Source organism: Pseudomonas wadenswilerensis (assembly GCF_024749185.1).
Lineage (GTDB): Bacteria > Pseudomonadota > Gammaproteobacteria > Pseudomonadales > Pseudomonadaceae > Aquipseudomonas > Aquipseudomonas wadenswilerensis.
Genome location: NZ_CP087191.1, coordinates 680371 through 694591 on the forward strand (window position 1 = coordinate 680371; position 14221 = coordinate 694591).

The 14221-nt window shown below is 62.6% G+C and carries 13 protein-coding genes and 1 pseudogene; 5 read left to right on the forward strand and 9 right to left on the reverse strand.

Annotated elements, in window-relative coordinates:
- Position 1: 1 nt before the first annotated feature.
- Both LOY45_RS26915 and LOY45_RS26920 read right to left on the reverse strand, forming a co-directional pair.
- Positions 2-769, reverse strand: a complete 768-nt coding sequence (locus tag LOY45_RS26915) for a methyl-accepting chemotaxis protein (RefSeq protein ID WP_420832717.1) — start codon at positions 767-769, stop codon at positions 2-4.
- A 90-nt stretch (positions 770-859) separates the two neighbouring features.
- A pseudogene (locus LOY45_RS26920) lies at positions 860-1948 on the reverse strand (HAMP domain-containing protein); the annotation flags it as partial.
- 280 nt (positions 1949-2228) lie between these two features.
- On the opposite strand from LOY45_RS26920, the gene LOY45_RS03025 reads away from it, so the two are divergent.
- Positions 2229-3122 carry a PA4780 family RIO1-like protein kinase gene (locus tag LOY45_RS03025; RefSeq protein ID WP_115088934.1) on the forward strand — a complete coding sequence of 298 codons (894 nt, stop codon included), beginning with the start codon at positions 2229-2231 and terminating at the stop codon, positions 3120-3122.
- 6 nt (positions 3123-3128) lie between these two features.
- Here LOY45_RS03025 and cueR read toward each other — a convergent pair whose 3' ends face one another.
- From cueR to LOY45_RS03040, 3 genes are read right to left on the reverse strand one after another with little or no spacing between them, the layout of a single operon-like run.
- Complete coding sequence (gene cueR, locus LOY45_RS03030) at positions 3129-3533, reverse strand: Cu(I)-responsive transcriptional regulator (RefSeq protein WP_115088932.1); 405 nt, start codon at positions 3531-3533, stop codon at positions 3129-3131.
- Positions 3530-5932, reverse strand: coding sequence for a heavy metal translocating P-type ATPase (locus LOY45_RS03035; RefSeq protein WP_115088930.1), 2403 nt, complete (start codon positions 5930-5932; stop codon positions 3530-3532). The genes cueR and LOY45_RS03035 overlap by 4 nt, the downstream gene beginning before the upstream one ends.
- A gap of 54 nt (positions 5933-5986) precedes the next feature.
- Entirely contained in the window at positions 5987-6373 is a 387-nt protein-coding gene (locus LOY45_RS03040) for a hypothetical protein (RefSeq protein WP_115089510.1), read from the reverse strand.
- Between the two features lie 147 nt (positions 6374-6520).
- Here LOY45_RS03040 and LOY45_RS03045 point away from each other — a divergent pair, with 147 nt between their 5' ends.
- Together LOY45_RS03045 and LOY45_RS03050 are read left to right on the forward strand one after the other, a co-directional pair.
- Positions 6521-6718 (forward strand): heavy-metal-associated domain-containing protein, encoded by a 198-nt coding sequence (locus LOY45_RS03045; protein ID WP_115088928.1) that lies wholly within the window; start codon positions 6521-6523, stop codon positions 6716-6718.
- A 114-nt stretch (positions 6719-6832) separates the two neighbouring features.
- Positions 6833-8014: a multidrug effflux MFS transporter gene (locus tag LOY45_RS03050; protein WP_115088927.1), complete on the forward strand. Its 1182-nt coding sequence runs from the start codon at positions 6833-6835 to the stop codon at positions 8012-8014.
- On the opposite strand, the gene LOY45_RS03055 is transcribed toward LOY45_RS03050, so the two are convergent.
- Complete coding sequence (locus LOY45_RS03055; protein WP_166675732.1) at positions 7998-8162, reverse strand: hypothetical protein; 165 nt, start codon at positions 8160-8162, stop codon at positions 7998-8000. The genes LOY45_RS03050 and LOY45_RS03055 overlap by 17 nt on opposite strands.
- Before the next feature lie 125 nt (positions 8163-8287).
- Complete coding sequence (locus LOY45_RS03060; protein ID WP_115088925.1) at positions 8288-9301, reverse strand: zinc-binding alcohol dehydrogenase family protein; 1014 nt, start codon at positions 9299-9301, stop codon at positions 8288-8290.
- 116 nt (positions 9302-9417) lie between these two features.
- Here LOY45_RS03060 and LOY45_RS03065 point away from each other — a divergent pair, with 116 nt between their 5' ends.
- A complete protein-coding gene (locus LOY45_RS03065; protein WP_115089509.1) occupies positions 9418-10326 on the forward strand; it encodes a LysR family transcriptional regulator in 909 nt (302 codons plus the stop codon).
- Positions 10327-10863: 537 nt separating this feature from the next.
- Entirely contained in the window at positions 10864-11580 is a 717-nt protein-coding gene (locus tag LOY45_RS03070) for an ArsR/SmtB family transcription factor (RefSeq protein WP_134064425.1), read from the forward strand.
- A gap of 332 nt (positions 11581-11912) precedes the next feature.
- On the opposite strand, the gene LOY45_RS03075 is transcribed toward LOY45_RS03070, so the two are convergent.
- Together LOY45_RS03075 and LOY45_RS03080 are read right to left on the reverse strand one after the other, a co-directional pair.
- A protein-coding gene (locus LOY45_RS03075) for an IS3 family transposase (RefSeq protein ID WP_420832708.1) occupies positions 11913-13114 on the reverse strand; the annotation gives its coding sequence in 2 pieces (ribosomal slippage) (positions 11913-12784 and positions 12784-13114; 1203 coding nt in all).
- 38 nt (positions 13115-13152) lie between these two features.
- The gene (locus LOY45_RS03080) at positions 13153-14106 is read right to left on the reverse strand and encodes an adenosine deaminase (protein WP_115088922.1); all 954 of its coding nucleotides are present in this window, start codon (positions 14104-14106) and stop codon (positions 13153-13155) included.
- Positions 14107-14221 lie beyond the last annotated feature (115 nt).

Sequence of the window (14221 nt, forward strand, 5' to 3'; positions counted from 1 at the left end):
GTCAGGTACGGAAGCGCCGTACCAGCGCATCCAGTTCGTTGGACAAACCGGCCAGGCTCTGCGAGTCCTGCCGCGCCGAGTTGGCCAGCTCGGCCACCAGCTGCGCATCGCCGTGGATCTGGCTGATATGGCGGTTGATGTCTTCGGCAACCTGGTGCTGTTCTTCGGCGGCGGTGGCGATCTGGGTGTTCATGTCGCGGATGATGTCCACCGACTCGCGAATTTGCCCGAAACTGCTGCGCGCCAGGCCGATGCGGCTGACCGACTGTTGCGACACTTCCAGGCTCGCGTGCATCTGCTGGGCCACTTCACTGGTGCGGTTGGCCAGGTTGCCGAGCAGGTTGTCGATCTCGGCCGTTGAGTCGGCGGTGCGCTTGGCCAGGGCCCGCACCTCGTCGGCGACCACGGCAAAGCCACGGCCCTGCTCACCGGCGCGGGCGGCTTCGATGGCCGCATTGAGGGCCAGCAGGTTGGTCTGCTCGGCAATCGAGCGGATGGTGCCGAGGATCGACTGGATCGCATTGCTATCGCGTTCGAGTTGCTGCATCGACTGCGCCGACTGTTCGATCTCCTGGCTCAGGCGATCGACGCTCTGCACTGCTGCATCGATCTGCTGCTGGCCTTCGCGGGCCTGTTGCTGGCCACTGTCGGCCGAGTCGGCGGCCTGGCTGCAGGAGCGCGCGACTTCGTTGGCGGTGGCGACCATTTCGTGAAAGGCGGTCGACACCATGTCCACCGCTTCACGCTGGCGGCCGGCGGCTTCGGCCATGTCATTGGAGACCTGGGTCGAGCTGCTGGAGGTGGCGAGGATCTTGTTCGCCGCCTGGCCGATGCTCTGGATCAGGTTGCGGATCGCCGCGAGGAACTGGTTGAACCAGCTGGCCAGTTGCGCGGTTTCGTCACGTCCGCGTACTTCCAGGCTGCGGGTCAGGTCGCCTTCACCCTGAGCGATGCCTTCCAGGCCGCTGGTAACGCTGTGGATCGGGCGCACGATGAGCTTGGCAAAGGTGGCACCGACCAGGGCAAATACCGCCGCCAGCACGATGGCGAGGGCGGCGACCAGCCAGGTCAGCTGGGTGGCAGTGTGCATCACTTCGTCATGACGGATCAGGCCGATGAAGTTCCAGCCCAGTTGCTCCGAGGGCCAGACGTTGGCCATGTAGCGTTCGCCATCCAGCTCGACCTCGACCAGGCCCTTGCCGGCCTTGGCCAGTTGCGCATAGCCCTCGCCGAGGCTGCCCAGCTGCTTGAAGTTGTGCGCCGGATCGCGCGGGTCGACCAGCACGCTGCCGTTGTCTTCAAGCAGCATCAGGTAGCCGCTTTCGCCGAGCTTGATCTGCTTGACGATCTCGGTCAGCTGCTTGAGCGACACGTCGATGTTGACCACGCCACCGGGGTTGCCGAGCTGGTTGGGCACGGCGCGCACGGTGCTGACCAGCACCGCGTCATCGCCCGCCCAGTAATAGGCGTCGGTGCGCAGGGTCTTGCCCGGGTTGGCCATGGCCGCCTGGTACCAGGGGCGTTGGCGCGGGTCGTAGTTGGCCATTTTCGCGTCGCCCGGCCAGAAGGCGTAACCGCCGTCGCTCAGGCCGTAGGACACGTAGGAGTAAGCGGGATGGCTGGCGGCGAGGCTGGCGAAGAAGTCGTAGAGTTTCTTGTCCTGTTCGCCCAGGGCAATTTGTGGAGCATCTGCGCCCAGGTACTTTTTCACGTCGTTGCCGGTAGCGCTGACCAGCGGCTGGGCGGCCAGGTAGTCGACGTTCTGGCTGATGCCTTCGAAGAACAGTTGCATGGCGTTGGCCACCTGGCGGATCTCGCGGCTGCTGCCGTCGACGAAGCCTTCGCGGGCTTCACTGCGCAGGTTGAGGACCACCAGGGTGGCGACCAGGATCACCGGCAAACCGGCGATCACGGCGAAGGCCCAGGTCAGTTTTTGTTTTATGTTCATCCGCGCTCCAGTATTTTTCTTGTAAACGTACGAGGCTGCTGCAGACTACATCGGCCATGGGCGCTGGAAATAAAGTGTTACTTGCGTAATTAACCCCGTATTTATTGGTGTTTGGCGATTTTTGTGACCGATTGGTCGCGCTCGGGCAGAAAAAGAATGGCAAGTCAGGCAGATTGCCGTTACAACGCAGTGCGGTCTTGATTCAGCGACAAGCAGGTTCCAAGACCTGTGACCTATAACAATCACGTGTTTGGCCAGACAGGACCCCCGACAGAAACCGATGAAGACTCCAAAACGCATTGAACCGCTGGTTGAAGATGGACTGGTCGACGAAGTACTGCGACCGCTGATGAGTGGCAAGGAGGCTGCGGTGTATGTGGTCCGCTGCGGTCGGGAGCTACGGTGCGCCAAGGTCTATAAAGAAGCCAACAAGCGCAGTTTCCGCCAGGCCGCCGAGTACCAGGAAGGCCGCAAGGTGCGCAACAGCCGCCAGGCCCGGGCCATGGCCAAGGGCTCAAAGTTCGGCCGCAAGGAGGCCGAAGACGCCTGGCAGAACGCCGAAGTGGCGGCGCTGTTTCGCCTGGCCAATGCCGGTGTGCGGGTGCCCAAGCCTTATGATTTTCTCGATGGCGTGCTGCTCATGGAGCTGGTGGCCGACGAGCACGGTGATGCTGCGCCGCGTCTGAACGACGTGCACCTGGAGCCTGAGCAGGCCCGGGACTACCACGCCTTCGTGATTCGCCAGATCGTGCTGATGCTCTGCACCGGCCTGGTCCATGGCGACCTCTCGGAGTTCAACGTGCTGCTCGGGCCTGACGGGCCGGTGATCATCGACCTGCCGCAAGCGGTGGACGCCGCCGGCAACAACCACGCGTTCAGCATGCTCGAACGCGATGTCGGCAACATGGCCGCGTACTTCGGGCGCTTTGCCCCGGAGCTCAAGCAGACCCGCTACGCCCGCGAGATGTGGGCCTTGTACCAGGCCGGCGATTTGCTCCCGGAAAGCCCGCTGACCGGCGTGTTCGCCGACGACGAGCACAGCGCCGATGTTGACGGGGTGATGCGCGAAATCGACGCGGCGCGCATCGATGACGCCCGCCGGCGCGCGGCCAGGGCCGACGCCGAACGGGGGGCGGTCAAGGACGAAGAACCGGCGCCACCCTGGCTTCAGTAAGCGCCGTTACTGACAGCAACTGCCGCCGGCTGCCAGGTCCTTGAGGATCGGGCAGTCCGGACGGTCGTCGCCCTGGCAGTGGGCAACCAGCTCGCTCAAGGTGTCACGCAAGCTCACCAACTCTTCGATGCGCCGGTTGAGGTCGTCAATGTGCTGGCTGGCCAGGGCCTTGACGTCGGCACTGGCGCGCTGACGGTCCTGCCACAGGGTCAGCAGGCGGGCGACTTCTTCCAGGGAAAACCCCAGGTCCCGCGAGCGCTTGATGAAGGCCAGCTGGTGCAGGTCTTCCTGCTGGTACAGGCGATAGCCGCTGTCGCTGCGCAGGGCCGGCTTGAGCAGGCCGATCGACTCGTAGTAGCGGATCATCTTTGCGCTCAAGCCTGAGCGGCGGGCGGCTTGGCCGATATTCATTGGGCATCGTCCTCAGGCGGGGTGGCGGGTTTCCAGGTTTTCAGCAACAACGCGTTGCTGACCACACTGACGCTCGACAGGGCCATGGCTGCGCCGGCCAGCACCGGGTTGAGCATGCCGAAGGCGGCCAGGGGAATACCGATCAGGTTGTAGATAAACGCCCAGAACAGGTTCTGGCGGATCTTGGCGTAGGTCTTGCGGCTGATCTCCAGGGCTGCCGGCACCAGGCGCGGATCGCCGCGCATCAGGGTGATCCCCGCCGCCTGCATGGCCACGTCGGTGCCGCCGCCCATGGCGATGCCGATGTCCGCAGCGGCCAGCGCCGGGGCATCGTTGATGCCGTCACCGACCATGGCCACCACGCCGGACTGCTTGAGCACGGCGACGGTTGCGGCCTTGTCGGCAGGCAGCACTTCGGCGTGCACGTCAGTGATGCCCAGAGCTTCGGCCACCACCTTGGCGCTGCCGCGGTTGTCGCCGGTCAGCAGGTGGCTGCTGATGCCTTGCCCGGCCAGTTGCCGCACTGCTTGCCCGGCACCGGTCTTGAGGCTGTCACCGAAGGCGAACAGGCCCAGCACCCGCGCCTGCGGGCTGCGCTCGATCAACCACGACAGGGTACGGCCTTCGGCTTCCCAGGCCTGGGCGCTGCTGGCCAGCTCGCCCGCTTGCAGGCCACTTTCATCCAGCAGGCGCCGGTTGCCCAGGGCCAGCTCGCGGCCATCGAGGCTGCCGGCGATACCGCGGCCGGTCAGCGACTGGCTGTTGTTGATGTCGGCCACCGCCAGGCCCTGTTCTTCACAGGCATCCAGCACCGCCTTGGCCAGCGGGTGCTCGCTGCCGCGCTGCAGGGCGCCGGCCAGTTGCAGCAACTGCGCCTGGTCACCCACTACCGCACGGCTGTGGACAATGCGCGGGCTGCCGGAGGTCAGGGTACCGGTCTTGTCGAACACCACGCGGTTGACCGCATGGGCGCGCTCCAGGGCTTCGGCGTCCTTGATCAGGATGCCGTGGCGGGCGGCGACGCCGGTGCCGGCCATGATCGCTGTCGGTGTGGCCAGGCCCAGGGCGCACGGGCAGGCGATCACCAGCACGGCTACGGCGTTGATCAGCGCGTATTCCATTGGCGCGCCGGTGAGCAGCCAGCCGACCAGGGTCAGCAGCGCCAGCACCAGTACGGCCGGGACGAACACCTGACTGACCCGGTCAACCAGTTTCTGGATCGGCGCCTTGGCAGCCTGGGCGTCTTCGACCAGGCGGATGATCCGTGCCAGCACGGTTTCCGTGCCCAGCGCCAGGGTGCGTACCAACAGACGGCCTTCACCGTTGATCGCGCCGCCGGTGACCTTGTCGCCAGGCTGTTTCGGCACCGGCAGGCTTTCGCCGCTGATCAAGGCTTCGTCGGCGTGGCTCTGGCCTTCGATCACTTCACCGTCAACCGGGAAGCGCTCGCCAGGCTTGACCAGCACCAGGTCATGCAGGCGCAGTTCGCTGATGGCGACATCGCGCTCCTGGCCGTCGACCAGCAACAGCGCGCGTTCCGGGCGCAAGGCCTCCAGCGCCCGGATGGCACTGGCGGTCTGGCGTTTGGCACGGCTTTCCAGGTATTTGCCGAGCAGGATCAGGGCAATCACCACGGCCGAGGCTTCGAAGTACAGGTGCGGCATGATGCCGTCCGTGGCCGTGGCCCATTCGTAGAGACTCAGGCCGTAGCCGGCGCTGGTGCCGATGGCCACCAGCAGGTCCATGTTGCCGGCGCCGGCGCGCACGGCTTTCCACGCAGCGACATAAAAACGCGCACCGAGAATGAACTGCACCGGGGTGGCCAGGACAAACTGCGCCCAGGCCGGCAGCATCCAGTGGATGCCAAAGGGCTGCAGCAGCATCGGCAGCACCAGCGGCAAGGCCAGCAGCACCGCCAGGGCCACCGACCAGCGCTCTTTGCGCAGGCGGCGTTCGGCATCGGCCTGGTTGACTTTGGCACTTTGCGGCAGGCTTGCCGAGTAGCCGGCATGACTGACGGCATCGATCAGCACGCTGCTGTCGACCTGGCCAAACAGCTGCAAGTGCGCGCGTTCGTTGGCCAGGTTGACGGTTACCTGCTGCACGCCCGGAACCTTGGCCAGGGCGCGTTCGACGCGCCCGGCGCAGGAGGCGCAGGTCATGCCGCCGATCTGCAGCTCGAGGGTCTGGGATGGCACGCTGTAGCCGGCTTGCTCAACGGCTTCGACCAGCGCTGGCAGGCTGTCGGCCGGGGCCTGGACCCGGGCCTGTTCGGTGGCCAGGTTGACACTGACCTGTTCGGCACCAACGACCTTGCGCAGGGCGCGCTCGACCCGGCCAGCACAGCTGGCGCAGGTCATGCCGGCAATCGGCAGGTCGAACGTGGTAGATGCGGACATGGGGCACTCCTCCTTGGACAGGCCTCAAGCATCAACCTTGCCATGCGGGGAAGGTCAATAGCCCAGGCCGGCCCTGATCAGCTTGAGGCCATTCTGATCCACGGCAATGCGGTATTTATTGATCTCGCCGGCCCTCAATGTCAGTTGCTGGCTGCGCTGGTTCTCCAGGCCGTTCTGGCAGCCCGGCATCTGTGCCGGCAACAGGCGCAGACGCACCGCGACCTGGCCCGGCGGCAGGTTGAACGAGGTCGACTGCTCCTGAAACAGCCGCGCCGAAAGCTGGTTATCCAGGTACACACCGATCTCGCACGAGGTCGCCACTTCCAGGCGCTCGCGAGAAATGGTCAATATGCTGTAATCGGCATTGCCCTCGGCGCTGGCCTGGGGGACCAGGCTCAATACTCCCAGCAGGCCGAATAGGCCCAAAGCTGCCCTGCGCATGAATTCAAACTCCTGCAAACCAATCGTCAGGCATGCAGCTTGGCGGAGCGGCGCGCTGATTTCCAGCCCGGCAGGCAATCAACGAACTTGACCTTGCCCCGATGGCAAGCTTGAAACTGCGTTCAAACCCCACAGGAGGCTGTTGCAATGCAAGTATTCACTGTTCAAGGAATGACCTGCGGCCATTGCGTCAAGGCTGTCACTCGCGCGGTTCGGGCCCAGGATGAGGAGGCTGTGGTCGAGGTCGATCTGGCTCACAAGCAGGTAAAAGTGCAGAGTGAATTGTCGGCAGAAGATATTCTCACGGCGATTCGCGACGAGGGTTACGCGGCCGAAGCCGTCTGACCGCTGACGCTTGCGCGGTGGATAAAAGATTCATCGCGCAGGCGTAAGTCTGTCAGCGAAACCCCGGCAGGACGGTTAGACTAGCGGACTTGCTTAGCCTGCTACGGATTTCCGATGAACCTGCGAACCATCCTGATTCTCGGCGCCTTGAGTGCGTTCGGGCCCCTGGCGATCGACTTCTACCTGCCCGGTTTCCCGGCCATGGCACTGGCCTTCGGCACCGACGAGAAGCACATCCAGACCACCCTCGCGGCGTACTTTCTCGGCCTGTCGCTTGGCCAGCTGGCCTATGGGCCGGTGGCCGACCGCTTTGGCCGGCGCATACCGCTGTTGGTCGGGGTGACGCTGTTCACTGTGGCGTCACTGGCCTGCGCTTTCGCCCCGACCCTCGATGCGCTGATTCTGGCGCGCTTCGTCCAGGCCCTCGGTGGCTGTGCCGGGATGGTGCTGTCGCGGGCGATCGTCAGCGACAAGTGCGATGCCGTGGGGTCGGCCAAGGTTTTCTCGCAACTGATGCTGGTCATGGGCCTGGCGCCGATCCTCGCACCGATGCTCGGTGGTGTGATGGTCAATCTGTATGGCTGGCAGTCGATCTTCATTGCCCTGACCCTGTTCAGTGCCCTGTGCACCCTGGCCGTGGCCCTGGGCCTGCCTGAAAGCCTGCCGGCCAATCAGCCGCGCCCGCCCTTGTCAGGCTCCCTGCGCCAATACGGTCGGCTGTTCAAGGACCGGATCTTTCTCGGCCACGCCTTGACCGGCGGCATCGCCATTGCCGGGATGTTCGCCTACATCGCCGGTTCACCGTTCGTGTTCATCAAGCTCTATGGGGTGCCAGCCGAGCACTATGGCTGGCTGTTCGGCAGTAACGCGGCGGGGTTCATTCTGGTGGCGCAGGTCAATGCGCGGCTGCTGGCCAAGCGTGGCCCGGCCTTTTTGCTGGCGCGTGCAGTGTGGGTTTACCTGGCGGCAGGACTGACCCTGCTCGGGATCAGCGCCTTGCACCCGGCGGCGCTGTGGCCATTGCTGATTCCGCTGTTCATCTGTATCGCCAGCCTCGGTTGCATCATCCCCAATGCCTCGGCCTGCGCCATGAGCGGGCAGGGTGCCCGGGCCGGCAGCGCTTCAGCGCTGCTGGGTTGCCTGCAGTTCAGTGTGGCTGCCGGTGCCGCAGCGCTGGTGGGGGTGCTGCATGACGGCACGGCGGTGCCGATGTCCATGGTCATCAGCCTGTGCGGCCTGGCGGTGGTGAGCGTGGCGATGCTGACCCGGCGGCTGAGCCTCAGCCGTTGCGTTTGAGCGGGTGCGGCGCCTGTAGCCGGGCTTGCAGGGTGTTGACGAAGGCACGGGCCTCAGCCTCGCTGCGAAAGCTCACCACATGCTGGTCGAGCTGAACCTGCCATGGGCAGCCGGGCTTTTTTACTGATGCACTGACCTGGATATTCATATCTGCATACCTGAGGTTGGCGTTGGCTGATGCATTGTAGCGCCGGCCACGGGCAGCGGAATGACCTGGGTCAGTTGTCGGACTGACGGTCACGCCCACCCCGCAAGCGAGGTGGGCGCGTCATTTCAGAAGCCTTCCAGGACGATCTTGCCCTTGGCCGCGCCGCTTTCCAGCAGGGCATGGGCGCGGCGCAGGTTGGCGGCGTTGATGGTGCCGAAGTGCTCGCCCACGGTGGTCTTGAGCGTGCCGTTGTCGATCAGTTCGGCAACCCGGTTCAGCAGTTTGTGCTGCTCGATGATGTCGGCGGTTTCGAACAGCGAGCGTGTGTACATGAACTCCCAGTGCAGCGACAGGCTCTTGCGCTTGAGCTTGGTGACGTCCAGCTGCTTGGGGTCATCGATCAGCGCCAGTTTGCCTTGCGGCGCCAGGGCTTCGACCAGTTGATCGAGGTGCTGGTCGGTCTGGGTCAGGCTGGCCACGTGAGTCACCTGGTCGATGCCCTGGGCCTTGAGTGCGGCGGCCAACGGCTGGCGGTGGTCGACCACCTGATCGGCACCCAGTTCACGTACCCAGTCCTGGGTTTGTGGGCGCGAGGCGCTGCCAATCACCGTGAGGCCGGTCAGCTTGCTCGCCAGTTGAGTGAGGATCGAGCCGACCCCACCGGCCGCGCCAACGATCAGCAGGCTCTGGCCGAGGTCTTGCTCGCCTTCGGCGATCTGCAAACGCTCGAACAGCAGCTCCCAGGCGGTGATGGCGGTCAACGGCAGTGCCGCCGCTTCGGCAAAGCCCAGGGTTTTCGGCATGTGCCCGACGATCCGCTCATCCACTACGTGCAGTTCACTGTTGCCGCCAGCGCGGGCGATGGAGCCTGCGTAGTAAACCTGGTCGCCCGGCTGGAACAGGCTGACCTCGCCGCCCACCGCCTTGACCACACCGGCCACATCCCAGCCCAGCACCTTGGCGGCGCCACCTTCAGGCTGCACGTTCTGGCGAACCTTGGTGTCGACCGGGTTCACCGAGATTGCCCGTACCTCCACCAGCAGGTCGCGTGGGCCTGGCTCGGGGGCTGGCAGTTCGATGTCGTGCAGGGCTGCCGCGTCGGTGATGGGCAGGGAGTGATAATAGGCAACGGCTTTCATGGAGAGTCCTCGGAGGGTCGTCAATGAGGGCCATGATTGGTGCTTTCACTTGCAGTTAAAAGCCGTTAAAACTACAGAATCTTTCAATAAAATTTTGATAATGGCGGGTGAATCAGGTGCGTATCGACGACCTGCAACTGTTCGTACGGGCCGCTGAGCTGGGCAGCCTGTCTGCCGCCGCCCGCCTGCTTGATCTATCGCCGGCGGTAGCCAGCGCATCGCTCAAACGTCTGGAGCAGCAACTGGGTGTGCGCCTGCTGGCGCGCTCGACCCGCAACCTGCGCCTGACTGCCGAGGGCGAGGGTTTCTTGCAGCACGCCCGTTCCGCCCTGGCGAGCCTCGAGGAGGGGCGGCGGATCCTGGCCCATGGTCAGGATCAGGTCAGCGGTACCTTGCTGTTGTCGGCACCGTCCGATTTCGGCCGTAATGTGCTGCTGCCCTGGCTCGATGAACTGCAGTACGAACACCCGCAACTGAATGTGCGCCTGCTGCTGGGCGACCGCAACGCCGACCTGTTTCGCCAGGCGGCCGACATCGCCCTGCGCTACGGCGCGCCGGAAGACTCGAGCCTGGTGGCCTTGCCGCTGTGCCCGGAGAACCGCCGGGTGCTGTGTGCCTCACCCGCCTATCTGGCCCGCCACGGTGCGCCGGCCGAAGTGGCACAACTGGCCCAGCACAATTGCCTGCTGTATCAGCTTGGCAGCCGCGTGCATGACCACTGGCGCTTTGGCGAGGGCGCCAGTGAGGTGGGTGTGAGCGTGAGCGGCGATCGCTTCTGTGACGATGCCGATGTGGTCCGGCGCTGGGCATTGGCGGGTGCCGGTATCGCTTACAAGTCCTGGCTGGATGTGGCCAACGATGTGCAGGCCGGACGCCTCAAGTTGCTAATGCCGCAACTGCGCGGTGAAGCGGCCCCGCTGAACCTGATGTGCACCCATCGGGCGCAGTTGGGCAAGCCCGTGCAGTTGTTGCGAAATATGCTTCGAGTGCGTTGTCAGGCAATGCTCGAGAAACTGCTGGGTTGAACTGCCCAAGACATTGCTATTACGTGTTACTCCTACATGGTATGCATGTAGTTCTTGTGGGTTGCAGTAAAATTTGTTGTAGGTTTTATCGGGTGGTTTGAACTTGATAATAATCCGTCAATTGCTAGCAAGATATGTAACATGGGGGCTTGGGTGTACATGTCCAAACGTATCTTCAATCTTGCGCCAGGCCGCCGTTGCTGAGGTTGCCAATACCTTGGGAATTGACCGGATTTCCTTGGCGCTACGCGGCTTATAATGGATCCAGCAGTCATTTCCAGCGAGAGATACTTCCATGTCCAGGCCGGCAAGTATTGCCTCTTACTCAGACATTGCCTGGCCCTGGCCCGGGCTGACTGCCGGTGAGGTGCTTGACCGCAAGTAGCCTGAATAACTTTTGTATGTTCGTGTTTCAGGAGGAACACGATGACTAGATAACTTCCGCTTCCTGCCTTTCTGGCATCGGAACCTCGCAGTAAATGCTGCCGACATGGTTAATCAATCGATATCAGACGTGATCTCGCAGGGAGTTGAGATATGAAACCAGTAACGAGTATCAGCCAGATCGCCAGCTTGTTGGCCGACCCGAAACGCAGTGCAATGTTATGGGCCTTGATCGATGGCATGGCGCGACCTTCCGATGAGCTCGCCAGTTTGGCTGGGCTGACGCCTTCTTCGGCCTGTGCTCATCTGGCCAGGTTGTCGGCCAGCGGCTTGCTGAAGCTGGAGCCGCGTGGGCGCAAGCGTTATTTCAGGCTGGCCGCGCCAGAGGTCGGGGCGGCTGTCGAAGCGCTGGCCAGTGTCCAGGTGAAAACCCCTGAAGACAGCGGCGAGCGGGAGGTGGGGGGTATCCCGCTGTCCATGCGCCGGGCAAGAGTGTGTGGCGATCACCTGGGCGGCGAACTGGCGGCGGATTTGTACCAGCGCTTTTTCGATGCCGGCTGGCTGGAAGGCAGCGAGCGGGACATCGAAGTAACCCAGCACGGCCGTACCCAGTTTGCCGCTTACGGGATTTTCATCGAGGCCTTGGCCCAGCATCAACGTCGAAGTTTCAGCAGTTGCCGTTGCTGCAGCGAATGGAGCGACCATCGCCCGCATCTGGGCGGAGCGCTGGGCAGCAGCTTGCTCAAGTTGTTCCTGCAGTCTGGCTGGATTCGCGAGAGTGAAACCTCGCGCATGCTGCAAATCAGTGCAAGCGGCTTGTCACATATCAACCGCATGGCCCAGCTTCAGGTGTTGAAGACGGCAGGCTGAACCGGAGGCGCCTGCGTAGCGGGCGTCGTTGCGGTGTCTGGCAAGGTCGTTGCTGACAATTCGCCCGAAGGCAGATGCAGTGACACTCGGAGTTGGCACAACTCCCGGCGTCTGGAGTGCTTGCCGATCAGTGGTTATCACCGACTGATTTTAATCATCATTGCCCTGCGGTGTTCGGCATCGAGACGCGGGGCAAGACTCTGGAGGAGTTGAGCGAGATTGAGGATTAACCTGTAGGAGCGGGCTTGCCCCGCGATCAAGAGTGCTGGCTGCACTGGCCTCATCGCGGGGCAAGCTGAACTGGTCAACAGATTTCGGACACCAGTTTAGGTTCATGCCGCAACCTTGAGCTTTTTCTCCATGGCTACCGGGGTTTCATAGCCGTTGTAGCTGTGGAGACGCTTAAGGTTGTAACGCATCAGATAAGCCTGGATGTCTAACTGTGCTTGCGCTTCGGTTTCGTAACCTTCTGCTGGCATCCACTCAGACTTCAATGCACCGAAGAAGCGCTCCATGACGGCGTTATCCCAGCACTGGCCTCGGTGACTCATGCTCTGTTCCAGACCGTACTCCTCAAGAGCAGCCCTGAATTTATGGCTGGTGTACTGACAACCCTGATCCGAGTGGAACATCACTCCAGCCGGTCTACCTCTAGATTCGGCCGCCATTCGTAGCGCCTCGCAGGCAAGCCGGGCATCGGCGATCATTGAGAAAGCCCAGCCCACCACTCGGCGAGCATACAAGTCGATCACAGCCGCCAAGTACAGCCAACGCTTGCCTACCTGGATGTAGGTGACATCGCCGCACCACACCTGGTTGACCGTCGAGACGTTGAAGTCTCGCTTGAGCTGGTTACTCGCGATCAATGCTTCTGTGCCCGATGATCGGTAACGATGCGGCCTGCGTTGCTTGCATTGCAGACCGGCTTCCTTCATCAGCATACGTACCTTGTATCGCCCGGCTTTATGGCCAGCACGACGCAATTCCCGAACCAGCGTTCGCGACCCAGCAGAGCTACGAGAGGCCTTGAAAAGGCTGACCATCGTTGAACGCAGATCCTCTCTGACCGGATCCTTTCGTCCTTGGCGTTTTCGCCATGCGTAGAAACTGCTGCGCCGAACTCCAAGGACGCGACAGCAGTCGAAAACACCAAATTGCTCACTCAGTTCGTTGATCAGCGAGAACGATCCTTGGAGTCCCGAAGCAGGAGAGCACTGGCCTTTTTTAGGATTTCGATATCCCGGTCCTTTTGCCGGACTAGCGCTTCCAGCGCCTGGATTCGCTGCTGCTCTGGAGTGATGGCCTTGGCGCCGACTGGTGTTTGACCTTCTCGTTCCTGGCGCAGTTGCTCGACCCAGCGACGAAGCGCGGTCCGCCCTAGACCAAGGCTCTCGCAGACATCAGGGACTGACTCACCATCGTCCAGCACCATCTCGGCAGCTTTGATTTTGAATTCGTTCGAGTAAGATTTTCGCACTGATTTTGCCTCCAATTGGGCGCCATAATAGCGCCCGACGAAGGTGTCCAAAATCATTAGGCCAGTTCAAGCCCGCTCCTACAGGTCCAGCACTGTCAGGGTTTGACCAGCCGTGCATCCAGGCTGTTCTGCGCCAGGCGCCGCGCCTGGTCCTGGGTCATGCCCAGGTGCTCATGCAGGGCCTGGAAGTTTTCGGTGACATAACCACCGAAGTACGCCGGGTCATCGGAGTTGACCGTGACCTTCACGCCACGCTCGAGCATGTCGAGGATGTTGTGCTGGCTCATGTGATCGAACACGCACAGCTTGGTGTTGGACAGCGGGCAGACGGTCAGTGGGATCTGCTCGTCGATGATCCGCTGCATCAGGCGCTCGTCTTCGATAGCGCGCACGCCGTGGTCGATACGCTGGATCTTCAGCAGGTCGATGGCTTCCCAGATGTATTCGGGCGGGCCTTCTTCGCCAGCATGGGCGACGGTCAGGAAACCTTCGCTGCGGGCGCGGTCGAACACCCGTTGGAACTTGCTCGGTGGATGGCCCATTTCCGAGCTGTCGAGGCCGACGGCGATGAAGGCATCACGAAACGGCATGGCCTGGTCGAGGGTCTTGTGTGCTTCCTCTTCACTGAGGTGGCGCAGGAAGCTGAGAATCAGGCCGCTGCTGATGCCCAGTTGCTGCTGGCCATCCTTGAGTGCCGCTCTGATGCCATTGACCACAACCTCGAAAGGGATGCCGCGATCGGTGTGGGTCTGCGGGTCGAAGAACGGCTCGGTGTGAATCACGTTCTGCGCCTTGCAACGCTGCAGGTACGCCCAGGTCAGGTCGTAGAAATCCTGCTCGGTGCGCAGGACATCGGCGCCCTGGTAGTAGAGGTCGAGAAACTCCTGCAGGTTGTTGAACGCGTAGGCGCTGCGCAGGGCCTCGACGTCGTTCCAGGGCAGGGCGATCTTGTTGCGCTCGGCCAGGGCGAACAGCAACTCGGGCTCCAGCGATCCTTCCAGGTGCAGGTGCAATTCTGCCTTGGGCAGAGCGTTAAGCCAGTCGTACATAGTGGTGGCGTCTCATCAGGTGCGGTTGCCGCCATTCTACAGAGGTTGCGCTGTCTACGCGGAGAAAGCTGACCAGGCGGTTACCCCGGGAAACCTTCAACGATGGCGAAACCAA